The sequence below is a fragment of the Phyllobacterium brassicacearum genome, assembly GCF_003010955.1.
Classification (GTDB): domain Bacteria; phylum Pseudomonadota; class Alphaproteobacteria; order Rhizobiales; family Rhizobiaceae; genus Phyllobacterium; species Phyllobacterium brassicacearum.
Genome location: NZ_PGGO01000001.1, coordinates 12,925 through 38,612 on the forward strand (window position 1 = coordinate 12,925; position 25,688 = coordinate 38,612).

A 25,688-nucleotide genomic window follows, 5' to 3' on the forward strand; every position below is an offset into this window, starting at 1 on the left:
TTGAAAGTTAAAATTGAAATTCAAATTTGACATATTCACCATGTTCGGTTATGGTTACGCTTATGAGCAAACCCTTTCGAATATTCATTCTCCTGCTCGTCCTCGCCGCCATCGGCGGTGGCGCCTGGTGGTACACGCACCGGCCGGCCGGCGACGGAGATTTGACGCTTTACGGCAATGTTGACTTCCGGCAGGCCTCGCTCGCCTTCAATGGCTCGGAGCGTATTGCCGGGGTTCTGGTCGAGGAAGGCGACATCGTGAAAAAGGGCCAGGTGCTGGCCCGTCTCGATACCAGCCGCCTCGCTCCGCAGGTTCGCGAAGCCGACGCTACGGTGGCTTCCCAACGCGCCATGGTGCTGAAATTGCGCAATGGGAGCCGCCCGGAGGAAATTACGCAGGCACGCGCCAATCTCGCTTCCGCCAAGGCTGATGCAGCCAACGCCAACATACAATTGGAGCGGCGGGTCGCGTTGACGGTGAACTCCACGATCAGCAAGCAGGAGCTCGATACGACGAAGGCAGCCGCGGCAATGGCTGATGCCAAGGTCGAAATGGCGCAAAGCGAGCTTGAGCTAGCCATTGCCGGGCCGCGCGCCGAGGAACTGCTACAGGCCGAGGCACAGCTGCGCGGCAGCGAGGCGCAGCTCGAGCTGATACGCCAGCAACTGGCCGATGCCGAGCTCGTTGCGCCTTTCGATGCGGTCATTCGCTCACGCCTGATGGAGCCTGGCGAAATGGCGGCGCCGACAAAGCCGGTGTTTTCACTGGCAACCATCGGGACGAAATGGGTTCGCGCCTATGTTTCGGAGACAAATCTCGGGCATGTCCGCCCGGGCATGCGAGCCAAGGTGACGACCGACAGCTTTCCGGATCGTCGACTCAACGGCTGGATCGGCTTCATTTCGCCGGTAGCGGAGTTCACGCCGAAGACTGTCGAGACACCGGAATTGCGTACCAGCCTGGTTTATGAGGTGCGGGTTTTCGTCGAGGATCCGGACGACATGTTGCGGCTCGGCATGCCGTCCACAGTTACGCTGCTGCCCGATGCTGCGCCAAAGCCCCTGCCCCAGAATGGCAAGAGCGTGGATGCCAAGGCAAAACCATGACTACCGCCTCTCCCATCGCGGCGCGATCCATCCACAAGAGTTTCCGCCGTGACACAGGCGAAATCGTCAAGGCGCTCGAAGGCGTTTCCTTCGAGGCCAGACAAGGTACTTTGACCGCGTTGGTTGGACCTGACGGCGCCGGCAAGACGACGCTGCTCCGCCTCATTGCCGGCTTGATGACGGCCGACAGCGGAGAGCTCAGCGTGCTCGATGTCGATGTCGCGGCTGATCCGCAGAACATCCAGAACCGCATCGGCTATATGCCGCAGAAGTTCGGGCTCTACGAGGATTTGAGCGTCCAACAGAATCTCGACCTCTATGCCGATCTGCATGGCATCTCCCGGGATCAGCGCAGGGAAATCTACCCGCGGCTGATGGAAATGACCGACCTCGGACGGTTTACCCAGCGGCTCGCAGGCAAGCTATCCGGCGGCATGAAGCAGAAGCTCGGCCTTGCCTGCACCCTTGTCCGCTCACCGGAGCTGTTGCTGCTTGACGAACCGACGGTGGGCGTCGATCCACTGTCTCGGCGGGAACTCTGGGACATCGTCACCAAGCTCGTGCACGAAGACCAGCTTACAGTCGTTGTCAGCACCTCCTATCTCGACGAAGCGGAACTGTGCGACCATGCCGTGGTGATGCATCTCGGCAAGGTTCTGGCCCAGGGAAAACCCGGCGAGATCACCGCCAAAGCCAAAGACAACGTCTTCATCGTAACGCCCGGCAATGGCATGAATGCCCGTTCGCTGCAGGCGCGGCTGTTCCGGCAGGAGGGCGTTGCCGATGCGGTGCCGGAGGCCGGAAAAGTGCGCGTCGTGAAGCAGCCTGACCATGCGGGAGATATCCGCATCGATGGCGAGCCTGTCAAACTGGAGCCGGTGCAGGCGCGATTCGAAGACGGATTCATGGTGCTGTTCAGCGCAGTGGCAACGAAGAGCCACTCCAGCGACGTGGCGCTGGACAAGCCGAAACCAGCAGGCGGTGCTGAAATCTCGGTGGAAGTCCATGATCTGGTACGGACTTTCGGCGATTTCACCGCAGTCAATCACGTCAGCTTCCAGGTGAAGCGCGGCGAGATTTACGGGCTGCTCGGCCCGAATGGTGCCGGCAAGAGCACGACTTTCCGTATGCTGTGCGGGTTGATGCCGGCGACCCATGGTACGCTGCGCGTTGCGGGTGCGGACCTGCGCACCTCGCGCGCGGAAGCCCGGCAGAAGCTCGGCTATGTCGCACAGAAATTCTCGCTCTATGGCGACCTATCCGTCGATGAAAATCTCGACTTCTTCGCCAGCGCCTACGGCCTGCGCGGGCAAAGAAAGCGCGAGCGCATCGCCTGGTCAAAGGACCAGTTTGAGCTCGGCGACCTTGCGACATTGCCGAGCGGTCAGTTGCCGGGCGGATTCAAGCAGCGTCTCGCCATGGCGGCAGCGCTGCTGCATGAACCGGATATCCTTTTCCTCGATGAAGCGACGAGCGGCGCCGACCCTTTGGCGCGGCGTGAGTTCTGGGGGCGGATCACCGCCCTATCCGAACAGGGCGTGACCGTGATCGTCACCACGCATTTCATGGAAGAGGCCGAATATTGCGACCGCATCATCATTCTCGATGCCGGGCGCAACCTTGCTGAAGGAACGCCCGCCGAAATCCGCGCCCATGCCAAGCCCAAAAATGGCGAGGAACCCAATATGGAGGACGCCTTCATCGCCATTGTCGAGGAATCCCGGCGCGAGACCAGGGAGAAAGCGGCATGACGACCTCCTCCTCAAGGCTTGGCCAAGGCAGTTTGCGGCGCATCCTCGCCCTGGTGCGCAAGGAATCCTGGCAGGTGGTGCGCGATCCGAGCAGCATTGCCGTCGGCATCGTCATGCCGATGGTCCTGCTGGTGCTGTTCGGCTACGGCCTCTCATTCGACCTGAAGAACCTGCCAGTTGCGCTGCTGATGGAAGAATCGTCTGCCGAAGCGCGCGGGGCAGTCTCAGGCTTTGAGCTTTCGGACTATTTCCAGACGCATCAGGTCAAGACAATGGCGGAAGCAGAGCGGCTGCTGATGAACAAGACGGTCGACGGCATTGTGCGCATACCGATGCAGTTCGCCCGTGATGTGCAGGCGGGTACGGCGGAAATACAGGTTGTCGTCAATGGCAGCGACGCCAACACGGCGCGTATTGCGCTTGGCTATGCGCAAGGCGCCGTCGCAACATGGCTGGCGCGCGAGGCGGCGGCCGGCCAGGTCCTCAACACCGGCGCATCGATCGACCTGCAGACGCGACTCTGGTTCAACGAAGCCAACGATAGTACCTATTTCCTGGTGCCGGGGCTGATTGTTCTGGTGATGACGCTAATCGGTGCGCTGCTGACGGCACTGGTGATTGCGCGGGAGTGGGAGCGCGGCACATTCGAGGCACTGTTCGTTACCCCCGCCCGGCCCGGCGAGATCCTGCTCGGCAAGACCGTGCCCTATTTCGTCCTTGGCATGCTCGGGCTTGCACTCTCGGTTGTCGGCAGCCAGGTGCTGTTCGGCGTTCCGCTGCGAGGGTCGCTGTGGATCCTGGTTCTGGTGTCGATGCTTTATTTGCTGGTGGCGCTGGGCATCGGCCTGTTGATTTCTTCCCTGACCAAGAACCAGTTCGTCGCCAGCCAGATTACCCTCATCATCACGTTTCTCCCCGCCATGATGCTGTCGGGATTCATGTTCGACATCCGGAGCATGCCGCTGGCAATCCAGGTCATCACGCACATCTTTCCGGCGCGCTATTTTGTCAGCGTGCTGCAGACGCTGTTTCTTGCGGGCGACATCTGGGCCGTCATCCTCCCCAATGCTGCAGTTCTCGCGATCATGGCCACTGTGTTGATGACGGCCTCCGTCTTCGCCACACGCAAGAAGCTCGGGTAGGACTGCCATGAAAGAGACCTTCTTCCGGATAATCGCGCTGATACGCAAGGAATTGCTGGCGATGTTCAAGGATCCGAAGAGCCGCATCGTGCTGGTCCTGCCGCCGATCCTGCAATGTCTGATCTTCGGCTATGCGGCGAGCTATGACCTCAACAACGTCCCCTATGCGGTTCTCGATCATGACCACAGCGCAGCCTCGATCGCACTCATCTCCAAGCTGGATGGATCCGGCACGTTTACGCGGGTGGCCACACTGCAGCGGACGTCCGACATCGCCGCATTCATCAACGACACGCGCGTGCTGCTTGTCGTGGTCATCGATCAGGATTTCGAGAAACGCCTGATGGCCGGGATGCCTGCCAAGTTGCAGATCATTGCTGACGGCCGCAATTCCAATACGGCCGGCACGGCGCAAAGCTATGTCAATGCCATTGCAGCGGACTTCGCGGCACGATGGCGCGAGGAGAACGGCCAGAGTGCGGTCGGCGGAATCAAGGTGACGACACGCGCCTGGTACAATCCGAGCCTCGAAACGCGCTGGTACATGATCCCTTCGCTGATCGGCACCATCACCATGATGATGACGCTGATGCTGACTGCCATGTCGGTGGCTCGCGAGCGCGAGGCCGGCACATTCGACCAGCTGCTGGTTACGCCGTTCCGGCCGTCGGAAATCATGGTCGGCAAGGCGCTTCCCTCGATGCTGGTGGGCCTCTCCCAAGCGACCACCATTCTTCTCGTCGCGCAATTGTGGTTCCAGATACCGTTCGCGGGCTCTTATTTCATTCTCTATCTGGGGCTGGTGCTGTTCCTGGCGGCAGCTGTCGGGATCGGGCTGTTCATCTCGTCGCTGGCCGCCAATATGCAGCAGGCGATGATCTATTCATTCGTCCTGCTGATGCCGTTCATGCTGCTGTCGGGGCTGACAGCGCCGATCGGCAATATGCCGGATGTGCTGCAGTACATGACCATGATCAATCCGCTGCGCTATGCCATCAGCATCACGCACCAGGTTTATCTGGAAGGTGCCGGCGTGCGGCAGCTGTTGCCGGAAATGCTGGCGCTCGTCGCGATCGCCGCGGTCACCCTGCCCTTCTCGGCCTGGCTGTTCCGGAACAGGCTGACGTGAGCTCGCAGGACGAAGGGGCCGCATGCGCAGCCCCTCCTGTTGGTCGTGCAATCAGTTTGACGTGAAACCCGTCACGGGCACTTCTTGCCCTTTGCAGGAACGCAAACCGGCTTGGTTTCAGGCTCGGGTTTCACGTCTGGTTTGACAACTGGCGCAACCGGTTCCACCGGCGGTTTGTCTTGACATCGATGTTTTTCGCCTCCAGCGACAATGCATCGCAAAGCTGCGCCGGTGTCAGAAGCGCGGTATCCGTGCCATCTGGACCGAAGGATGGCGGAATGTTCGCTGTCGGCTTCGAACCCCAGCAGCTTGGTTTGTCGCCAAGGGTGAAATCAAGCTTCACATTCTCTGCTGATGGATCGATGGGCTGCCAGGTGCTGTCATGCGCCTTGCCGTCGACTTTAAGACTCTGGACATAGGTCTTGCCGGGATTCTCAGCCTTGATCGTCATCAGACGCTTGTCGCCCTGCCACATCACCGCTTTCTCGAGTATGGTGCAGCCGATGAGACCGGCGAGTAGCGTCTTTTTGATGAATTCCTCCCGAATGAATAAAGTATGGTTTGAGAAAAAGGGGCGTGCTGTTTCAATCGGATAAGTCAGCGAAAAGCTGACCAAGCGCTGGAAGCGCCGCATTGCGGCATTTCCATTGCTTCGGTTTGCATCGCGACAGTGCTCTGCAGCCGGCGAGCATCGTGCAGCCGATGAGCCCGGCGAGTAGCGTCTTTTTGATTGTCATGGGTTCCTCCCGAATGAATAAAGTATGCTTTTGAGAAAAGGGTATTGCGCTATTTCAATCGATTTAATACGCGGTCGTGCTCAAGTTGGTTTCAGGTTCCTCGTATCAAAGTGTTTGGTTTGACGGGCTTGATGCAGGCCGGCTCAAGCGAGCGCTTTCGTCATGCCGCTGCACCGTGCATGCAGTTGCAATGCCGGTTCAGGGCGGTGTCTATTTCCTGTCGCGCACAAGGCTCCCCCCTCTTCGCATCCATCCTCCAGAATTGACGAGACTTATCCTGAGCAGGAATCGCGTCAATTATTCCAACGTCTAAGGGTACCGGGGGGCGTTGGCCTGATTCAGGGAAACTATCGCTGCCGGGCTTTTTTCACGGCAGGAGAGCGTAGCAGTGCCTTCGCGTCGGCAATGGTGGCTGCATAGGCAACGTGCGGCGGTCGCACTCCATGGTTGGGCAGCATGCGCCTGACACTGGGTGAGGCGCCGGCAATGAAAAACCGGACGCCTGCCTGTTCCGCCTTGCGCGCCGTGGCCTCAATCACATTCGCCGCCGTGGAATCCAGCAACGGCACAGCTGAGCAGTCGAGAATGAAATTGCGCCGTTGGTCGGCGATACGATCGAGGATGGTGCCGACGGTCGAGGCTGCGCCGAAAAAGAAGGCGCCAGTCAGGCGGTAAACAACTGTATCGGGATCGGTTCCGCTACGGACGTTGTAATCGGCGTGATCCCCATCGGCTGTGTCTGCCACGTCATCGACCGCGAAAGGATCATGCATTTCGAGCGCGACGTTCTTCGCCATGCGATCAATGAACAGGATGGCGCCGAGGGCGAAACCGACAACGATACCTTCCGTAAGGTCGCGGAAGATCACCAGCGCAAACGTGACGAGCAGCACAACTGCGTCGCCGCGCGAGGAGCGTATCAGCGCACGGAACGCCTCTTTCTCGACCATGTTGTACGAAACCACGGCAAGGACACCGGCAAGCGCGGCGAGCGGGATATAGCTTGCAAGGGGCGCCGCAACGAGCATGAAGACCAGCAGGAACGCCGAATGCAGCATGCCGGAAATCGGACTGTAGGCGCCTGCCCGAACATTTGTCGCCGTACGCGCAATTGTTCCGGTGACGCAGATACCGCCGAACAGTGCCGATCCGATATTGGCAAAGCCCTGCGCCACAAGTTCACAGTTCGAGCGATGCCGCCGGCCGGTCATCCCGTCGGCCACAACCGCCGAAAGCAAAGATTCAATGGCCCCGAGCAGCGCAAAACTGACAGCATCTGGAAGCACCGCGATTGCAAGTTCCGGCGTGAAGGCGGGGAGCGATGGCACGGGCAAAGTGCGCGGTATACCACCAAATCGCGTGCCTAGTGTCTCCACGGGCAGACCGAGCAGCGCTGCAGCGAGCGAGGCAAGACACACCGCGATCAGCATGCCCGGCAACGATGGCCGCCAGCGTCTGATTGCAATGATCGAGCCGACAGTCAGGAGCGAGATGACAACTGCGGCGAGATTGACAGTACCGGCAGCCGCGCCTAATGCGGCAAGCTTGGGCAACAGGTCCCCCGGCTCCTTGCCAGCGAGGCTAAGGCCGAACAATTCCTTCAGCTGGCTCGCAAAGATGATGACGGCTATGCCCGAGGTAAAGCCAACCGTGACCGGATAGGGAATGAATTTAATGTAGGTCCCCAGCCGCAGGTAGCCGGTCACGATCAGAAAGGCGCCTGACATCATCGTCGCAAGGATCAGACCATCGACGCCATGGCGGGCCACGGTCGCGGCGACCAGCACGATGAACGCGCCGGCAGGCCCGCCGATCTGGAATCGGCTGCCACCAAGCGCAGAGACGATGAACCCGCCGACGATGGCGGTGAATAGTCCTTTGTCCGGGCTGACACCCGAGGCGATGGCGATCGCCATCGACAACGGTAGCGCAACAATCGCGACCGTCAGCCCGGCGATAATGTCAGCCTGAAGTTTTGTCCTATCGTAGCCATCACGCAGGACCGTGACGAGCTTGGGGGTAAAAAGCTCGATGACGCTTGGTGTTGGCTGATGTTGGTGCTGGTGCGATCGATCGGCTGCGTCCAACTAAAACCCTCTCTGATAGGAGAGCGGCGGGATCGTCGGCATTTCAACGTCGGCGGTCGTCGTCGCGACACGGACGCAAGGATCGTCCGGCAGACACTATATAGCCCCCAGCATTAATCAACAGTTGCCGCGGGTCGCTAGTTCGAGCCGGGAAATGATTTCATGGCGATATCGACGAGGCGGTAGACCTCGTCGCGGCCGGCGCCGCTCGACGCCTGGACAGCCGTGCCCTGCGCGACGGTCATAATGAAGCGTGCGAGGTCTTCGGGATTGCTGTCGGGGGGCAGATCACCTTCCCGCTTCGCGCGCTCGAAGCGGCGGGCCAAGGCCTTCTGTCCCACCTGGATTCGTTCGACAATGGTCTTGTGGATCTCCAGTGCAGCATCACTGCAGGCCCTCGCCGCATTGACCACCAGGCAGCCGCCGGGATTACACTCTTCCGTCTGGGCATTGACGAAGCCGCGCAGAATGTCAAAAGCGACGGTGCGCGCGTCCGGCTGTTCAAGCGCGCTCCAGAAGAAGGCCATGTAATTCTGCTCGTAACGTTCGAGCGCCATGCGGAAGAGCTCTTCCTTATTGCCGAAAGTGCCGTAGAGACTGGGTTTGGTGATGCCCATGCCGTCGGTCAGGTCAGTGATGGACGTACCTTCGTAGCCCTTTCGCCAGAACAGCTCCAAAGCCGTCTGCAAGGCATCGTCCGCATCAAATTCCCTCGGCCGTCCCATGGACAAGACTCCCTAAAAGAATTATACCGGTCGGTATAAAATCGGTTGACAGCTGCTGTGCCGCAGCCTTATATCACCCGTTCTATACCGACCGGTATGGAACGTCAATGATCGAGTTCCCGATTTGCCATCCTCCCAATGGCATAAACTTCAAAGCAGGATGACCACGATGTCAATCAGCACTTTCAAGAAAAGTCTTTATGTCAGCGGTATTGTTTTGGCGCTCGCGGCAGTCGGCGGCAACCATTTTTTCGAACTGACCCAGAGCCACGCGGAAGGCGAAAAGCAGCAGGCCGCCCCTGCGCAGGCCATGCCGGTCTCGGTTGCCGTGGTCCAGCCGAAGCTCGTGACCCAGTGGAGCGAATTTTCCGGCCGTCTCGAGGCCATCGATGCCGTCGAGGTGCGTTCGCGCGTTGTCGGCGCGGTGCAGTCGATCGCCTTCAAGGAAGGCGCGATCGTCAAGCAGGGCGACCTCCTGGTCAAGATCGATCCTGCCCCCTATGAGGCCGAAGTGGCCCGGGCCCGAGCCCAGGTCAGCGCAGCGGAGGCCAAGCTGGCATTTGCCAAGAATGAGCTCGAGCGCGGCCGGCGCCTTGTCGATTCCCGCACGGTTTCGCAAAGCGACTACGATCAGCGTCTCAATGTCCAGACGAGCGCCGAGGCTGACCTCCTGGCAGCAAAGGCCGTTCTGCAGACAGCGACGCTGAACCTCGGCTACACCGATATCCGCGCGCCGATCACCGGCCGGGTTGGACGCATCGAGATCACCCCCGGCAATCTCATTGCTGCGGGTCCGAGCTCGCCGCTCCTGACGTCGCTTGTTTCGATCAGCCCGATCTACGCAAGCTTCGAGGCCGATGAAAACGTCGTCGCCAACGCGTTGGCCGACCTTCCCGAGGGTCTCAACAGCCGCGATTTCGTTGACCGCATCCCCGTCCAGATGGATGTCCAGGGCAAGTACGGCGTTACGGGCAAGTTGCAGCTGATCAACAACAGCGTCGACGTGGCCAGCGGCACAGTCAAGGTGCGCGCAGTGTTCGACAATGCCAATGGCAGCTTGATGCCGGGGCAGTTCGCCAAGGTTCGCATGGGCCGGGCCACCGAACGGCAGGAATTGCTGGTCGACGAAAAGGCTGTTGGAACGGACCAGAACAAGAAGTTTGTGATGGTCGTCAATCCGCAGAACATCGTCGAGTACCGCGAGATCAGCCTTGGTGCCAGGGCCGATGGCCTGAGGATCGTCACGGCCGGCCTCCAGGCGGACGAGAAGATCGTGGTCAATGGCCTGCAGCGTGTCCGTCCGGGCTCGCTCGTCGCACCTGAAATGGTGGCGATGGGTGGCCAGGCTCCCAATCAGCAGGCGCTGGCGGATCAGGCCAAGGCAAAGCAATAATTGAGAGCCCCGCAAGGGGCAGGTTTGGAACCTGAAATGAATATCTCCAATTTCTTCATTGATCGCCCGATTTTCGCGGGCGTTCTTTCTTTCGTGATCTTCCTTGGCGGTCTGATCGCGCTGACGGCAATGCCTGTTTCGGAATATCCGGACGTCGTGCCGCCATCCATCGTGGTACGCGCCCAGTATCCGGGCGCGAATCCGAAGGTCATCGCCGAAACCGTGGCCACGCCTATCGAGGAATCGATCAACGGCGTCGAAGACATGCTCTATATGGGCAGTCAGGCAACCGCCGACGGCCAGATGACGCTGACTGTTACCTTTGCTCTCGGCACCGACCCGGACAAGGCCCAGCAGTTGGTGCAGAACCGCGTCTCGCAGGCGGAACCGCGTCTGCCGGAAGAAGTACGCAGCCTCGGCATCACCACGGTGAAGAGTTCGCCGGACCTGATGCTTGTGGTCAATCTCATTTCGCCTAACGATCGCTACGACATCACCTATCTGCGCAACTATGCCTTGATCAACATCAAGGACAGGCTCGCACGTATCGATGGTGTTGGCGATGTCCAGCTGTTCGGTTCGGGCGACTACTCGATGCGCATCTGGCTCGACCCGCAGAAGACAGCAGAACTCGGCCTGTCGGCAACTGACGTCCTCAACGAAATCCGCGCACAGAACGTGCAGGCTGCGGCCGGTGTCATTGGCGCCTCGCCCAGCCCGAATGACGTCAACCTGCAATTGTCGGTCAACGCGCAAGGACGGCTGCAGACCGAAGAAGAGTTCGGCCAGATCATCGTCAAGACCGCTCCAAACGGGGCAATCACGCGTTTGAGCGACATTGCACGGATCGAGCTTGGTGCCGCACAATATTCGTTGCGCTCGCTGCTCGACAACAAGCCGGCCGTCGCTGTCCCGGTCTTCCAGGCACCGGGCTCCAACGCGATCCAGATCGCCGACCAGGTTCGCAGCGTCATGGAAGAAATGAAGCTGACCATGCCGGAAGGCGTAGACTACGAGATCGTCTACGATACGACACAGTTCGTGCGTGCATCGATCGAGGCCGTAGTTCATACGCTGCTTGAAGCGGTCGTCCTCGTCGTGCTCGTGGTCATCCTGTTCCTGCAGACCTGGCGTGCCTCAATCATTCCGTTGATCGCAGTGCCAGTCTCGATTATCGGCACGTTCGCGGTGATGCATCTCTTCGGATTTTCCGTCAACGCGCTCAGCCTTTTCGGCCTCGTCCTCGCTATCGGTATCGTCGTCGACGATGCGATCGTCGTGGTCGAAAACGTCGAACGAAATATCGAGAACGGGCTCGCCCCGCGCGCGGCCACCATCCAGGCCATGCGTGAAGTGTCAGGACCGATCATCGCGATTGCACTGGTGCTGGTGGCGGTGTTCGTACCGCTGGCCTTTATCACCGGCCTGACCGGACAGTTCTATCGCCAGTTCGCGCTGACGATTGCAATCTCGACGGTCATTTCCGCGTTCAACTCGCTGACCCTGTCGCCCGCCCTCGCCGCATTGCTCCTGAAGGGACACGATGCGCCGAAGGATGGGCTGACCCGGTTCATGGATAAGACACTGGGTTGGCTGTTCCGCGGGTTCAATGCCGTATTCACGCGCGGCGCCAATGGCTACAGCAGGGGCGTGCGTGGTGTCATCTCGCGCAAGACCCTGATGATGGGCATCTACCTCCTGCTCATCGGCGCGACGGCCTTCATGTTCAAGAGCGTGCCAGGCGGTTTCGTGCCGCCGCAGGACAAGCAATATCTGGTCGGCTTCACCCAGCTGCCGGATGGCGCGACGCTTGACCGGACGGAGGCGGTTGTGCGCCGCATCGGTGATATTGCCCTGAAGATCCCGGGCGTTCAAAGCACTATCGCTTTCCCGGGTCTTTCGATCAACGGTTTCACCAACAGCGCGAATGCCGGTATTGTCTTCGTGTCGCTCAAGCCGTTCGAAGAACGCAAGACGCCGGAGCTCAGTGCCGGAGCGATTGCGATGCAACTCAACCAGCAGTTGTTCGGCATCCAGGAATCATTCAGCGCCGTCTTCCCGCCTCCCCCGGTCCAGGGTCTTGGTGCGATCGGCGGGTTCAAGTTGCAGATCGAGGATCGCAATGGCCTTGGCTATCAGGCCCTCGACGATGCAACGAAGGCCTTCCTGGCCAAGGCAGCAACCGCGCCGGAACTGACCGGGCTGTTCTCCAGCTATCAGATCAATGTTCCGCAGCTTTACGCCGACGTGGATCGTGCCAAGGCACGCCAGCTCAACGTGTCGCTGCCTGAGATCTTCAACACGCTGCAGATCTATCTCGGCTCGGTCTACGTCAACGACTTCAACAAGTTCGGTCGCACCTATTCCGTCCGCATGCAGGCGGAGTCGAGTTTCCGGGCCAAAGCTGAAGACATTGGCGACCTGAAAGTACGCTCCGGCTCGGGCGAAATGATCCCGCTGTCGGCCCTCCTCAAGGTTACCTCCACCGCGGGGCCGGATCGCGCCATGCGTTACAACGGCTTCCTTGCAGCCGATGTGAACGGCAATGCCGCTCCGGGCTACTCCTCCGGCCAGGCTAGGGCTGCAGTAGAGAACATCGCCGCCGAAACGCTGCCTGCCGGTATCGGGTTCGAGTGGACGGAACTGACCTATCAGGAGATTATTGCAGGTAACTCGGCCTATCTGATCTTCCCGCTGTCGATCCTGTTGGTGTTCCTCGTCCTGTCGGCTCAATATGAAAGCCTGGCCCTGCCGCTCGCGATCATCATGATCGTGCCGCTCGGTCTGCTGGCCGCGCTTACCGGAGTCTGGCTGACAGCCGGGGACAACAACGTCTTCACGCAGATCGGGTTGATCGTGCTTGTCGGCCTCTCCGCCAAGAACGCCATCCTCATCGTCGAGTTCGCGCGAGAGCTGGAGTTCGCGGGGGCAACACCGTTCAAGGCGGTGGTCGAGGCAAGCCGTCTGCGGTTGCGGCCGATCCTGATGACGTCGCTGGCCTTCATCATGGGCGTGGTGCCACTCGTCACATCGACCGGTGCGGGTGCGGAAATGCGTGCAGCCATGGGTGTTGCGGTGTTTGCCGGCATGATTGGCGTGACATTCTTCGGCCTGTTCATGACGCCGGTCTTCTATGTGCTGGTGCGTGCGATCAGCGGCAACCGTCCGCTCCGGCACGCCACCCATGGCAGCCATTTCGAAGGCGAACCCGGCCACAATTCCGACGCGATTCTGCCTTCGCCAACGCCTGCGGAGTAACGAAAATCCAGGCGGTGCACATGTTTCACAACGTGTGTACCGCTTGGAATAAAGCACTGAAACAAAACTGTTTTCTTGCATTGCCTGAACGCCGAAAAGGCCATCCGCAGCCAGCTTGAACAGGGAAAAGCACTTTTTGGGTGACAAAAGGTTTCAAACTGTTACAGTTGCGTGACCAAGCCGAAATTCGGCACTGACGATCATGACCTGTTTCGCGTTTGCGAGGGTCGTTAAATCGGGAGCAGCCTGTGACAAGCTTTGCCGCAGCCAATGACAACAGAAAGATCAGCGACGGATTTATTCCGTTCGTTGTCTTTGTGATATTCACCGAGATCGCAGCGACCGTGCTGCTGACGTTGCCAAATTGGTATTGAGACCTCCGCCCACCTCTTCGGGCATTTCCATCCTGCCGTTTCTGGCAGGAGCCGTCGTGCTTTTAATGATTGTCGGCCCTTTCCTCATGTGACCTGAAGGTCACTTTGCTCGTACGTTTCCCGCAGTCCCATTCAACGAAAGTCTGGCTGTTCAATATCCCGAGTAATTGGGATAGTGCGGACTCCATTCTGGCCGGGCCAGTTACTGCTTTGCTAAACGATCCAGGCACACTGGTGCCGATTGATTTTCTGCATTGGGGATTGGTAGTTGCGGTTGGCATCTATTGGCTGGTGAATGCTTTTGCACTACATTTTATTGGGAGAATTGTTTTGATCAGGGGCCTCAATTGATGGAATTGGCGTATCTGATAACATCCCTCGTCCTTGGCACACTCACGGTCGGTTATGCGTATTTTGCCGCCAATGAGTTCATTGCCACTTGAGCGCCATGGGCACGAGCGCGAGGCTCGCGACCACACGCACAACAATCTCAAGCCTGCTCAATAGGGCGAGGAGATTTTTGGTCTCGCATTGTTTGGGCTGACAAGACCATACAGAACACACGCGAGAGCGTGGCAAGGAAGAACGGATGAAGCTCCTGACGGGTTTGTTGTTTTTGCTGATACTAATCTTTGCAGGATGCAAGACACTGACGCCTGAGGAGCGGCGGGCCATCGACGCTCAAAGCTGTGCGTCCTTCGGCTTCAAGCGCGGGACGACCGCATTTTCCACCTGCTTGCTTGATCTGGAACTAGACCGGCGTGCCGACCGCCGCGCGCAATTCGAACAGTTCAATACGCCGGTTATCGTTTACGATGGCCGTTACCGCGGCTGGTAAGAGCTTCAGGGCGGTTGTGCAGAAACTGACCGCCAATCTGACGGCCAGCTTCATTCGCAAGCTGTACTTTAGCGCACCCAGACGACCCTGCGTGTGCCGTTATCGACCAGCGCGGGCCGGCCGTTGTCGAGATAGACGTAGGAATAACGTGGCTGATCAGGAACCGCGACCAGAGGAACATCCTCAGGAATCACTGTTCCGGCGTCGACCGGGCCGTCGACGATCACTGCGTCAACAGGGTTACGCTCGACATAGGTAATGACCTCGTCCGGCACACCTCCAGAAGGTTCGTCAAGATAGACGACTTGGCGATTATCCATGGACACGATCACTGGCCGGCCATCAACATAGATGTAGCCGTAACCAGGACTTTCAGGAATTGGACGAACAACGATATTCCGTGGAACGACATAGCCCCGAGACAGTTCGCCCTCGATCACAACCGGATCAGCCGGATGCGCGATGACATAATCCCGTGTACGCTGAGGGACTTCGACGATGACGCTGTCCTGCGCGATCGCCAGACCGGATGTGGCGAGCAGCGCCGCGGCCGTCAGTGTTAGAACCTTATTCATTACCTTGCCTCTCTGTTGCTTCTACGTCCGAGTGAAAGGGAAACCCGGCGGACAATGGTTTGGTTCCGGCAAACATGCGTGCGCGGCACACGTCATGCTACCGGTTGAAACATGAAATTGGACGCTTTCACGGCTTGTTGTGTTGAAACCAGACGCAAGCTGTGGCCGTAAGGTGCTGTACAATCAGGACAAAACGAGCAATGCGATGAAGTATCCATGGAACGACCGCGCCGGCAAATTATCGGCTATCAAGATCGCGGCCCTGATCGCTGGCTTTATACCGCTCATCCTGATCGTCATTGGTTACAAGGCCAACATTCTTGGACCGCGGCCCATCACGCAGGCCATACACGAGACGGGTGACTGGGCCATCCGCTTTTTCCTGATCTCACTGGCGGTGACACCGCTGCGCAATATCACACGCTGGACGAAGCTTGTCCTGATACGGCGCATTCTCGGCTTGACGGCCCTCGCCTATGCAACACTGCATTTTTCGCTTTATATCCTTGACCAGAACTTCAATCTGTTGCGCGTCGCCAGCGAGATCTGGTTGCGGATCTATCTGCTGATCGGCTTCATCACCCTGCTGGGACTGACGGCGCTCGGCGTGACTTCGACGGACGCCATGATCCGCCGCATGGGCAAGAACTGGAACAGATTGCACAGGCTCGCCTACCCGCTGGCCGCACTTGGGGTGCTGCATTTCTTCATGCAATCCAAGGCGGATGTAACGGAGGCGACACTGATGGCGGGTTTCCTGATTGCGCTCTTGCTCTACCGCGCCGCTCATGCGCGTGATTTCAGGCTCTCGTCGGTCTGGACGCTCATGGGCATTGCCATCCTTGCGGCGTTGGGTACAGCGCTGGTTGAATATGCGTGGTTTGCGCTGGCGACCAAGATACCGCCAACGCGCGTCCTTTTGGCCAATCTGTCGTTCGGTTATTCGATACGGCCAATGTGGTGGGTCCTGGGAGCTGCCTTGGTCCCGGCGATATGGGTTAGCATAAAATCGGCGATGGATCGGGAAAGCCGGAAACTCAATCCCGTATCGGTGAAATAGAAACCGAAGTTTTGCTTTTCACCGGCACAAAAACTGCTATCGATTTGCGTATGGAACCCCTGTTTACCTCGCTCATCGACTCGCTGCCCTCAACTGTGCCTTTCGTCGGACCTGAAGCGCTCGAACGCAAGCGCGGCCGGCCGTTCCGTGCCAGGCTAGGCGCCAATGAAAACGGCTTCGGTCCAGCGCCATCCGTCATCGCCGCCATGCAGGATCATGCGGGCGATGTCTGGAAATATGCCGATCCAGAGAATTATGACCTGAAGCAGGCACTTGCCACGCATCTCGGCGTTACGCCGGGCAATGTGGTCGTTGGTGAGGGCATCGACACCCTGCTCGGGCTCGTTGTGCGGCAGTATGTGCGCGAAGGTACGCCGGTCGTCACCTCCCTCGGTGCCTATCCGACCTTCAATTTTCACGTGGCTGGATTTGGCGGGCGGCTGGTGACGGTTCCATACCGCGACGATCGCGAGGACCTTGACGCGCTGCTCGCGGCCGTAAAGCGGGAACAGGCGCCGCTGGTCTATTTCTCCAACCCGGACAATCCCATGGGAACATGGTGGGAAGCTGGCGAGATCGAACGCTTCATTGATGCCTTGCCCGCCAGCACCATGCTGGTACTTGACGAGGCTTACGGTGAAACGGCGCCCATAACGGCTTTGCCGCCACTCGATGTCTCGCGCCCGAATGTCTTGCGTATGCGCACATTCTCCAAGGCCTATGGCCTCGCCGGCATGCGCTGTGGTTATGCCGTAGGCGCCGAGAAGCAAATCAACGCCTTCGACAAGATCCGCAATCATTTCGGCATGAACAAGCTGACGCAGATTGCTGCGCTGAACGCGCTGCACGACCAGAACTATCTCAAGGCCGTGACCAGCCGCATCATTGCTGCTCGCGAACGTATCGCGCTGATCGCCGCGGCAAATGGATTGAAGGCGATTCCCTCTGCAACCAATTTCGTCACGATCGATTGCGGACGCGATGGGCCATATGCGTTGGCCGTCCTCAATGCGCTGATCGATCGCGATATTTTCGTGCGCAAGCCTATGGCTCCGGTGTTGGATCGCTGCATCAGGGTCAGCGTGGGTCTTGACGAGGAACTCGACACTTTCGAGCAACAGCTTCCCCAAGCCCTCGCCGCGGCGGAAGAGACTAGCTGAAGATGGAGACCCAATTGGAGATCAACCGACCTTTTGCCGGCCTTGGCGGCCTGTTCGGAGCGGCTGGCATTGCCGCCTATGCCGCCGCCGCCCATAGTGCCAACGGCCATATGGCGACGATCGCGCCGATTCTGTTCATCCACGCGCCGGCGTTTTTGGTTCTGTCGCCATTGGCGAAACTCAGCCGTGCGGCCCATTCCGGCGGTCTCATACTGGTATTGGGCTTGCTATTTTTCATCGGCGATCTCGTTTCGCGTGATTTTGCGGGCGACCGGTTATTTGCCTTCGCCGCGCCGCTTGGCGGAACGCTGCTCATCCTCGGCTGGCTTGTCGTCGCAGCCACGGCATTTCGTATACTGGATTATCGCAAATAGCGATCGGTCCTGACATCACGGAGTAAAGTATTTGGCCAAACCCGCCATGGCCAAGACCGCCATAACAAATCCAAGCAGGTGGAGGGTAGTCGGCAGAGTGTCGACCTTTCCCTTCAGATAAGACAAGTCGTCCATTTTTGCCTTGATGTAGGAAATATCCTCCATTCTTCCCTTCAAGTAGGCGGTATCCTCCTTTAAAGAGGAGAAGTCTTCCATTCTTCCCTTGATATAGGAAATATCCTCCATCCGTCCCTTCAAGTAGGCCGTATCCTCTTTCAAAGAGGAGAAGTCGCCTTTCAAGGAGGACACGTCCTGCTTCAGGAATGAAACGTCGCTGGCGAGCAAAGCAAGCTTGCCATCCATCTTCTCAAATGATTTTTCCAAGAATGCGACGCGCTGCTCCATAGGATCAAATTTGGCACCACCGCCACCTGATTTCAAGCTATCGACCCTCGTAAGCTTTTGAGCCATCGGTACGAAATTCCCTAACCGTCACCCTTCAGCCTCGCATTGCACAGCTTGTAATATCCACCGCCCTTGTCAATCCAGCGCATGTCACCAAGCGTGCCGGCCTTCTTGTTGGCATGATACTGCTCGAGGCATGTATGCATGCGCGCCTTCGCAGGCTTTTCAGCGGCAAATTTGGCTGCGACCGACGAAGGAAAGGTTGTCTTTCCTGATGCAGCTTTGGGTGCTGTGTCTGACTTCTTCGCCACTTTTTCCCGCTTGTTTTCTGCGGGCATGGGCTGTTTCGCCTCTGTTGGCTCGGTAGTGGCGGATTCTATGGCAGCTCCCTCCGGTCTGGCGCACTGGGTTTTCCGGAATTCGCTCCATGAAATGCCCTCGGCCTGCCCTGCGTCCTGCGCCGCCTTGAACTTCACGCTGCACTCTTTCATGCTTAAAGCATGCGCAGGAAGCGCCAATATCAGCGACACCAGCGCACTTGCAAGAAACGGAATCGTATGACGGAAAAGTCGTCTGTCAGACATGAAATCAATCCTGAAAATGAATAATGAAACCGGCGATAATTGCCTGATCCTACATGCATCAAGACGCCGCATCCATGCATACCTTCGTCTAGGAACAGGTTCGACCTTGAATTAATTGAACGTTCGTTTTATTAAGTCGCTATGGCACGTACAACAGGATCAGATGGCGGGAAGACTCGCAGCGCAATTGACGCGGCGGCAAAACGCTTGATCGCTCAAATCGGCTATGAGGCGATGTCGATGCGCCATCTTGCCGATGAAGTGGGCGTGCAGCCGGCAGCCTTCTACCGCTATTACCCCAACAAGCAGGAACTGCTTTTCGCCCTCATGCATGATCACATGGATCGTCTGCTTGATGCGTGGGCGTATGAAAGCCGTAAAGTTCACGCGCCGTTTGAAAGGCTTGCCGCTTTCATCCGGTTTCACATCCACTATCATATCGAACGCCGCGACGACGTGCACATCGGCAATATGGAATTGCGCAGCCTCGCGCCTGATAACCGGGCCTTCATTGTCGAGCTGCGTGCGCGCTACGAAAACAGTCTGCGCGACATCCTGGATGACGGCCTGGCGGCGCGTGAATTCATGATCGAGGATATCGCCCTGACGACGCGCGCCATTATTGCGATGACGACCGGCGTAAATGTCTGGTTCCGCGCGGATGACAGGCTTACTGTTGCGGAAGTCGCAGAAAAGTACGTCCAGATGGGACTGCGCCTCGTTGGCGCCAAGAAGATCGAGACAGCTAAGACGGGAGGACGGAATGTATCAGTCGGGCCTAAGATTCGGACTTTCTGAAGAAGTAGAGGCGTTGCGGGAAACGGTGCATCGCTTTGCGCAAGCGGAGATCGCGCCGCTGGCGGCGGAGACCGACAGGACCAATCAATTTCCCATGCATCTCTGGCGACAAATGGGTGAACTGGGTCTGCTTGGTATGACCGCTGACCCGGAATTTGGCGGTTCCGGGCTTGGATACCTGGCGCACACGATTGCGGTTGAGGAGATTTCCCGTGCCTCCGCTTCTGTCGGCCTTTCCTATGGCGCCCACTCCAATCTCTGCGTTAACCAGATCAATCGCTGGGGCACTGATGAGCAGAAAGCCAAATACCTGCCAAAGCTTTGCTCGGGAGAGCACGTCGGCGCCCTCGCCATGTCAGAACCCGGAGCAGGATCGGACGTCGTTTCGATGAAGCTGCGCGCCGACAAGAAGAATGATCGCTATGTCCTCAACGGCAACAAGATGTGGATCACCAACGGTCCCGACGCCAGCACGCTGGTCGTCTATGCCAAGACAGATCCGAACGCCGGTTCGCGCGGGATGACGGCATTCCTGATCGAGAAGGAGTTTCAGGGATTCTCCACGGCACAAAAACTGGACAAGCTGGGCATGCGCGGTTCGAACACCTGCGAGCTCGTGTTCGAGGATTGTGAGGTCCCGTTCGAAAACGTGCTTGGCGAAGAGGGGCAAGGTGTCAAGATCCTGATGTCGGGGCTAGACTATGAACGGGTCGTGCTTGCCGGAGGACCGCTGGGGGTGATGGACGCCTGTCTGGATGTCGTGGTTCCTTATGTGCACGAGCGCAAGCAATTCGGGCAGCCTATCGGCGAATTCCAGCTGATGCAGGGCAAGCTCGCCGACATGTATACGACGGCCAATGCGTGCCGGGCCTATGTCTATGCGGTTGCTGCAGCATGCGACCGCGGCGAGACGACACGCAAGGATGCTGCCGGCTGCGTTCTCTATGCCGCTGAAAAGGCGACTTGGTGCGCACTGGAAGCAATTCAAGCCCTGGGCGGCAATGGTTATATCAACGATTATCCAACCGGACGGCTGCTGCGCGACGCCAAGCTCTATGAAATCGGCGCAGGAACGAGTGAAATCCGGCGCATGCTGATCGGCCGGGAGATGTTCGCGGAAAGTGCATGATCGTCTGAAGACGATCCTGCGCCGCGCGACGTCTTAAGCTGCTGCCATAAATTGTTCATTGTCGCCGCGGATCGTGGTTATTGAATCTAATGAGCACTGCCCAGCGTCCTTGTGATTCGTAAATACTGCTACGTTTTTGCTGCTGACCGTTCCTGGGCCGATCTCCACGTTGGCTGCAAAATCGAAGTGATCCGATAGGAGACCGCATGACCATCCTCACATCCCAGATCAGTACGGCTTCGGAGACATTCACCGCCAACACGGAACGGATGCGGGCACTGGTCGGCGACATCGAGGCGAAGGCCGCCGCGGTCATCAAGGGTGGCACCGACGAGGCACGGGAACGCCATACCTCGCGCGGCAAGCTCTTGCCCCGCGACCGGCTGGCGCAGCTTCTCGACGCAGGCTCGCCGTTCCTCGAGATCGGGCAATTCGCGGCCTGGGGCATGTATGACGACAACATCTCGTCCGCCGGTCTGATCGCCGGGATCGGCCGGGTGTCCGGCAAGGAAGTGATGATCGTCGTCAATGATGCGACGGTGAAAGGCGGCACCTACTATCCGCTCACGGTGAAAAAGCATCTGCGGGCTCAAGAGATCGCACTGCAGAACAACCTGCCCTGCCTGTATCTTGTCGATTCCGGCGGCGCGAACCTTCCCAACCAGGACGAAGTGTTTCCCGACCGCGAGCACTTCGGCCGCATCTTCTACAATCAGGCAAACATGTCGGCGGCGGGCATCCCGCAGATCGCCGTGGTCATGGGATCTTGTACGGCGGGCGGCGCCTACGTCCCTGCAATGTCGGAAGAGACAATCATGGTGAAGGGACAGGCGACGATCTTTCTCGCCGGCCCTCCCTTGGTAAAAGCAGCAACGGGTGAGGAGGTTTCGGCCGAGGATCTGGGCGGTGCCGAGGTACACACGCGCGAGTCCGGCGTTGCCGATCACTATGCGGTGGACGATTCCCACGCGCTGGCAATAGCCCGCCGTATCGTCGCTAACCTCAATCGAAAGAAAGAGATAGACCTCGACCTTCGCAAAGTGATTCCGCCGCTTTACGATCCACGTGAACTCTATGGGATCGTCCCGACCGACCTGCGCCAGCCTTATGACGTGCGCGAACTGATCGCCCGTGTCGTCGACGGTTCGGAGTTCGACGAGTTCAAGCAGAATTATGGCACAACGCTGGTGACTGGCTTCGCCCATCTCTACGGCATGCCGGTCGGCATCATTGCCAATAATGGCGTGCTGTTTTCCGAGAGCGCGCTGAAGGGCACGCATTTCATCGAATTATGCACGCAGCGCGGCATCCCGCTCGTCTTCCTGCAGAACATCACCGGGTTCATGGTCGGACGTTCGTATGAGGCCCGCGGCATTGCCAAGGACGGTGCCAAGCTCGTCACGGCTGTGGCCACGGCACGGGTTCCGAAAGTGACAATGATCGTTGGCGGCTCGTTCGGCGCGGGCAATTACGGCATGTGCGGTCGCGCCTTCTCGCCGCGCTTCCTGTGGATGTGGCCAAATGCTCGCATCTCGGTCATGGGCGGCGAACAGGCTGCAACCGTGCTGGCACTGGTCAAGCGCGAAGGTATTGAGCGCAAGGGCGGACAATGGACGGCCTCCGAAGAAGCTGCGTTTCGAGCACCGATCCTCGAGAAATACGAACGCGAGGGGCATCCCCTTTATTCTTCGGCGCGGCTCTGGGACGACGGTATCATTGATCCCGCAAAGAGTCGTGATGTTCTGGCGCTTTCACTTTCCGCCGCGCTCAACGCGCCGGTGGAGGAAACGCGCTTTGGCACGTTCAGGATGTAATGGGCAGGATGTAAGGAGTAGATGATGACAAAAATGTTCTCCAGAATCCTGATCGCCAATCGCGGCGAAATCGCGTGCCGCGTCATGCGCACGGCGCAGAAGATGGGCATCAGTACGGTTGCGGTCTATTCGGATGCGGATGCGCATTCGATGCACGTGGCAATGGCCGATGAAGCCGTCTATATCGGACCATCACCTGTCACGGACAGTTATCTGCGTGCCGATCATATCATCGCGGCTGCGCTCCAGACCGGCGCAGAAGCCATTCATCCTGGCTACGGCTTTCTCTCGGAAAATCCGGGGTTTGTCGATGCAGTGGTCAAGGCGGGGCTCGTGTTCATCGGCCCTTCGGCGGATTCGATCCGCGCCATGGGTCTGAAGGACGCGGCGAAGCGCCTGATGGAGAAGGCCGGCGTTCCGGTTGTGCCAGGTTATCATGGCGAGGCGCAGGAACTGGTTGTGCTGGCTTCGAAGGCACGCGAGATCGGGTACCCCGTGCTGATCAAGGCCCGTGCCGGCGGCGGCGGCAAAGGCATGCGCAAGGTCGACAAACCGGATGATTTCGCCGAAGCGCTGGGCAGTGCACGCCGCGAGGCGAAGAGCGCCTTCGGCGACGACCGGGTGCTGGTGGAGAAATACATCGCCAAGCCACGCCATATCGAGGTGCAGGTGTTTGGCGACAATCACGGCAATGTTGTGCATCTCTACGAACGCGACTGCTCGCTGCAGCGCCGTCACCAGAAGGTCATCGAGGAAGCCCCTGCTCCTGGCATCACGCTCGAGGTGCGCGCGGCCATGACGGGCGCCGCGGTGAAGGCGGCTCAGGCGATCAACTATTCCGGTGCCGGCACGATCGAATTCATTGTCGATGCCACGGAAGGTCTGAAGCCGGACCGCTTCTGGTTCATGGAGATGAACACGCGGCTGCAGGTCGAGCATCCCGTAACGGAGATGATTACCGGCCTTGACCTGGTCGAGTGGCAATTGCGCGTTGCGGCCGGCGAAAAACTGCCACTCGCACAGAAGCAGATCCCGCTCAACGGCCACGCGGTCGAGGCGCGGCTTTATGCGGAAGATCCCTCGAAGAGCTTCCTGCCGGCGATCGGTACGCTGCACCATCTGGCGTTTCCCGCATCCGTGAAGGATGGCACGGTCCGCATCGAGACTGGTGTGCGAACTGGCGATACCATCTCGCCCTATTACGATCCGATGATTGCCAAACTGGTTGTACATGGCGCCGATCGCGGGAGCGCGCTTGCCGCCATGGAAAGCGCCTTCAACGACACCGAGATTGCCGGGACGACGACCAATGCACGCTTCCTTGCGGCGCTGATCCGAGACGAAGGATTTGCCACGGGCGATGTCGATACCGGTCTGATCGATCGCAATCTTGCGGAACTCACTGTTCCAGCGGCGGTCGATGCAGGCGCCAAGGAACTGGCCATTCTGTTCGCAAGCGGTCTCTTGCGGAAACCCTTGACCGTCGATCCATGGACCGCCTTGCGCGGCTATAGCCACAACAGCAATCTCGCCTATCCGGTGGTTCTTGAAGAGGCTGGCAAGACCGTTCGCTATAGCGTCACCGTTCTTGGCGACGAACGCTACGGCATCAGTGGACCTGACACGGCCGCTGAATTGCGCGTGCGGCACGAACCGGCGAGCTGGCATGTCACCGGCAAAGGGATCAATCTGAGAGCAAAGGCCATAACACTGCCGCATGGCGTCGCAGTACTGTCCAGGGGCGCGGCCACGACGTTCACTGTTGCCGACCCGTTTCTGCTGGCTGAAGCGGCGGGCAATGCGGGCGATCGCCTGACTGCCCCGATGCCCGGCTTGGTGAAATCGGTTCGCGTTGCGACAGGTGACCTGGTCAAGAAGGGTCAGATCCTGCTCGTGCTCGAAGCCATGAAAATGGAGCACTCCATCACCGCGCCACATGATGGCAAGATCGCGGAGATCGTTGTCGAGAACGCTCAGGTCAAGGAGAACGCAGCGCTAGTGCGCTTCGAGGAAGCCGCCGTGCTCGATTAACCCAAGAATCGAGATAAGTATTTTACAGGCTGTGGTAGGAATATGCGGCGCCCATCCTTCCGGGCGCCGCAGTCGAAGGAATTCCCGTAATCGAGGAGATCGACCATGCCTGAAAAATCCCTGCAAACAATCAAACGCGGACCGACAGCCACTCCCACCGACCTCGGTGCCCAAGCATCGAAAGACATCGCGGCAGCAGTAAACGCGTTACTCGCCGACACATTCGCCCTCTACATGAAGACAAAGAATTTCCATTGGCACATGAGCGGTCCGCATTTTCGCGATTTCCATCTGTTGCTGGACGAACAGGGCGAACAGATTTTCGCAATGACCGACGTATTGGCCGAGAGAGTGCGCAAGATTGGCGGCACGACGCTGAAGTCAATCGGGCAGATTTCGGCGCAGCAACGAATATTGGATAATGACGCCAATTTCGTAACGCCAGAAGACATGCTCGCCGAACTGCGCGACGATACCAAGAGCTTCATCGGCTATCTGCGCCAGGTGCATGAGCTGTGCAGTGAGTATCGCGACAGCGCCACGACCAGTATAATTGAGAATTACATTGATGAATCAGAGCGCCGGCACTGGTTCTTGTTCGAGGCCACTCGTGTCGGTCCGGCCAGCGTATAGCTGAGAGCAAATGGAACTCCAGCTGAACTCAGATGGGGTTCCAGTTGTTCAATCGTTGGCTTTGGTCATTCTGGTCTTCTGATCAACAGTCTGAGCATCCGTGATCACCGCTTCGACGGCGGAAATGTTCAAAGCCAAGGTAGCAATTTTCTTCAATGTATTGTTGTCCGGGAATGCTTTTGTCCTGGCAGACAATAGTACCAGCTGCTTCTGAGCGTCCGTTAATCGCGACAGCAATTCTTCAAGATCGTCCAGCATCTTTTTCCCGCCTTCATCAAGAATCATGCGATTTTATCAATTGTTTATTTAATGGATATCTTTCCGCTCGCAAACCCGAAATTTGACAAAGCACAACGATGTTACAACGATAAGTTCTATTCGCTTGGGAAGCTTATCTCTCCTGCGACCAAGCAGCCTAGCTCGTCGCAGCAAACTCGGTAAAATGCTAAACTATTTGAAATCATGCTTCCCGCCATCCGAAACACATACCTCACACGTCATAGGGACTACCTCGTGAGCGTGCGCTGCGCCTTCAACCGGCGCATCGATTCACACACAATAGACGAAGTTGGCGAGCACATATAC

At 58.4% G+C, this 25,688-nt stretch carries 23 protein-coding genes; 16 read left to right on the plus strand and 7 right to left on the minus strand.

Annotation, left to right across the window (positions count from 1 at the left end; translation table 11 throughout):
- Nucleotides 1–62 precede the first annotated feature (62 nt).
- Genes CU102_RS00100 through CU102_RS00115 form a run of 4 tightly spaced genes read left to right on the plus strand, consistent with a single transcriptional unit; the run spans nucleotide 63 to nucleotide 5,128 of the window.
- The gene (locus tag CU102_RS00100; RefSeq protein ID WP_106709393.1) at nucleotides 63–1,106 is read left to right on the plus strand and encodes an HlyD family secretion protein; all 1,044 of its coding nucleotides are present in this window, start codon (nucleotides 63–65) and stop codon (nucleotides 1,104–1,106) included.
- On the plus strand, nucleotides 1,103–2,857 hold the full coding sequence (locus tag CU102_RS00105; protein WP_106708949.1) for an ATP-binding cassette domain-containing protein: 1,755 nt from the start codon (nucleotides 1,103–1,105) through the stop codon (nucleotides 2,855–2,857). Before CU102_RS00100 ends, CU102_RS00105 begins: the two co-directional genes overlap by 4 nt.
- A complete protein-coding gene (locus tag CU102_RS00110) occupies nucleotides 2,854–3,999 on the plus strand; it encodes an ABC transporter permease (RefSeq protein ID WP_106708950.1) in 1,146 nt (381 codons plus the stop codon). The genes CU102_RS00105 and CU102_RS00110 overlap by 4 nt, the downstream gene beginning before the upstream one ends.
- Before the next feature lie 7 nt (nucleotides 4,000–4,006).
- A complete protein-coding gene (locus CU102_RS00115) occupies nucleotides 4,007–5,128 on the plus strand; it encodes an ABC transporter permease (protein ID WP_106708951.1) in 1,122 nt (373 codons plus the stop codon).
- 130 nt (nucleotides 5,129–5,258) lie between these two features.
- Here CU102_RS00115 and CU102_RS00120 read toward each other — a convergent pair whose 3' ends face one another.
- From CU102_RS00120 to CU102_RS00130, 3 genes are all read right to left on the minus strand, one after another.
- Entirely contained in the window at nucleotides 5,259–5,762 is a 504-nt protein-coding gene (locus CU102_RS00120; protein WP_106708952.1) for a hypothetical protein, read from the minus strand.
- Between the two features lie 450 nt (nucleotides 5,763–6,212).
- A complete protein-coding gene (locus CU102_RS00125) occupies nucleotides 6,213–7,952 on the minus strand; it encodes a SulP family inorganic anion transporter (RefSeq protein WP_106708953.1) in 1,740 nt (579 codons plus the stop codon).
- Nucleotides 7,953–8,089: 137 nt separating this feature from the next.
- Complete coding sequence (locus CU102_RS00130; protein ID WP_106708954.1) at nucleotides 8,090–8,677, minus strand: TetR/AcrR family transcriptional regulator; 588 nt, start codon at nucleotides 8,675–8,677, stop codon at nucleotides 8,090–8,092.
- 169 nt (nucleotides 8,678–8,846) lie between these two features.
- On the opposite strand from CU102_RS00130, the gene CU102_RS00135 reads away from it, so the two are divergent.
- From CU102_RS00135 to CU102_RS00145, 4 genes are all read left to right on the plus strand, one after another.
- Entirely contained in the window at nucleotides 8,847–10,070 is a 1,224-nt protein-coding gene (locus CU102_RS00135) for an efflux RND transporter periplasmic adaptor subunit (RefSeq protein ID WP_106709394.1), read from the plus strand.
- A 36-nt stretch (nucleotides 10,071–10,106) separates the two neighbouring features.
- On the plus strand, nucleotides 10,107–13,328 hold the full coding sequence (locus CU102_RS00140; RefSeq protein ID WP_106708955.1) for an efflux RND transporter permease subunit: 3,222 nt from the start codon (nucleotides 10,107–10,109) through the stop codon (nucleotides 13,326–13,328).
- A gap of 248 nt (nucleotides 13,329–13,576) precedes the next feature.
- Nucleotides 13,577–13,702, plus strand: coding sequence for a hypothetical protein (locus CU102_RS30760; RefSeq protein WP_280951857.1), 126 nt, complete (start codon nucleotides 13,577–13,579; stop codon nucleotides 13,700–13,702).
- A gap of 589 nt (nucleotides 13,703–14,291) precedes the next feature.
- On the plus strand, nucleotides 14,292–14,540 hold the full coding sequence (locus tag CU102_RS00145; protein WP_106708956.1) for a hypothetical protein: 249 nt from the start codon (nucleotides 14,292–14,294) through the stop codon (nucleotides 14,538–14,540).
- 68 nt (nucleotides 14,541–14,608) lie between these two features.
- Here the strand turns inward: CU102_RS00145 and CU102_RS00150 are convergent, their stop codons facing one another.
- Complete coding sequence (locus CU102_RS00150) at nucleotides 14,609–15,115, minus strand: DUF1236 domain-containing protein (RefSeq protein WP_106708957.1); 507 nt, start codon at nucleotides 15,113–15,115, stop codon at nucleotides 14,609–14,611.
- Nucleotides 15,116–15,320: 205 nt separating this feature from the next.
- Here CU102_RS00150 and CU102_RS00155 point away from each other — a divergent pair, with 205 nt between their 5' ends.
- The 3 genes from CU102_RS00155 to CU102_RS00165 are packed head-to-tail and all read left to right on the plus strand — an operon-like array spanning nucleotide 15,321 to nucleotide 17,709.
- Nucleotides 15,321–16,175 carry a protein-methionine-sulfoxide reductase heme-binding subunit MsrQ gene (locus CU102_RS00155; protein ID WP_133624391.1) on the plus strand — a complete coding sequence of 285 codons (855 nt, stop codon included), beginning with the start codon at nucleotides 15,321–15,323 and terminating at the stop codon, nucleotides 16,173–16,175.
- Between the two features lie 50 nt (nucleotides 16,176–16,225).
- Entirely contained in the window at nucleotides 16,226–17,335 is a 1,110-nt protein-coding gene (locus tag CU102_RS00160; RefSeq protein WP_106708959.1) for a pyridoxal phosphate-dependent aminotransferase, read from the plus strand.
- A 14-nt stretch (nucleotides 17,336–17,349) separates the two neighbouring features.
- The gene (locus tag CU102_RS00165) at nucleotides 17,350–17,709 is read left to right on the plus strand and encodes a DUF423 domain-containing protein (RefSeq protein ID WP_245425077.1); all 360 of its coding nucleotides are present in this window, start codon (nucleotides 17,350–17,352) and stop codon (nucleotides 17,707–17,709) included.
- Between the two features lie 15 nt (nucleotides 17,710–17,724).
- On the opposite strand, the gene CU102_RS00170 is transcribed toward CU102_RS00165, so the two are convergent.
- On the minus strand, nucleotides 17,725–18,180 hold the full coding sequence (locus CU102_RS00170; protein WP_106708961.1) for a hypothetical protein: 456 nt from the start codon (nucleotides 18,178–18,180) through the stop codon (nucleotides 17,725–17,727).
- 14 nt (nucleotides 18,181–18,194) lie between these two features.
- Complete coding sequence (locus CU102_RS00175; protein WP_106708962.1) at nucleotides 18,195–18,698, minus strand: hypothetical protein; 504 nt, start codon at nucleotides 18,696–18,698, stop codon at nucleotides 18,195–18,197.
- Between the two features lie 141 nt (nucleotides 18,699–18,839).
- Here CU102_RS00175 and CU102_RS00180 point away from each other — a divergent pair, with 141 nt between their 5' ends.
- The 5 genes from CU102_RS00180 (at nucleotide 18,840) to CU102_RS00200 (ending at nucleotide 25,103) form a co-directional block, all read left to right on the plus strand.
- Entirely contained in the window at nucleotides 18,840–19,496 is a 657-nt protein-coding gene (locus tag CU102_RS00180) for a TetR/AcrR family transcriptional regulator (RefSeq protein WP_106708963.1), read from the plus strand.
- Complete coding sequence (locus CU102_RS00185) at nucleotides 19,462–20,625, plus strand: isovaleryl-CoA dehydrogenase (RefSeq protein WP_106708964.1); 1,164 nt, start codon at nucleotides 19,462–19,464, stop codon at nucleotides 20,623–20,625. The genes CU102_RS00180 and CU102_RS00185 overlap by 35 nt, the downstream gene beginning before the upstream one ends.
- Nucleotides 20,626–20,831: 206 nt before the next feature.
- Nucleotides 20,832–22,439: a carboxyl transferase domain-containing protein gene (locus tag CU102_RS00190; protein ID WP_106708965.1), complete on the plus strand. Its 1,608-nt coding sequence runs from the start codon at nucleotides 20,832–20,834 to the stop codon at nucleotides 22,437–22,439.
- Nucleotides 22,440–22,472: 33 nt separating this feature from the next.
- Entirely contained in the window at nucleotides 22,473–24,470 is a 1,998-nt protein-coding gene (locus tag CU102_RS00195; protein WP_106709395.1) for an acetyl-CoA carboxylase biotin carboxylase subunit, read from the plus strand.
- Between the two features lie 105 nt (nucleotides 24,471–24,575).
- Complete coding sequence (locus CU102_RS00200) at nucleotides 24,576–25,103, plus strand: Dps family protein (protein WP_106708966.1); 528 nt, start codon at nucleotides 24,576–24,578, stop codon at nucleotides 25,101–25,103.
- A gap of 48 nt (nucleotides 25,104–25,151) precedes the next feature.
- On the opposite strand, the gene CU102_RS00205 is transcribed toward CU102_RS00200, so the two are convergent.
- Nucleotides 25,152–25,388 (minus strand): hypothetical protein, encoded by a 237-nt coding sequence (locus tag CU102_RS00205; protein WP_106708967.1) that lies wholly within the window; start codon nucleotides 25,386–25,388, stop codon nucleotides 25,152–25,154.
- Between the last annotated feature and the right edge of the window lie 300 nt (nucleotides 25,389–25,688).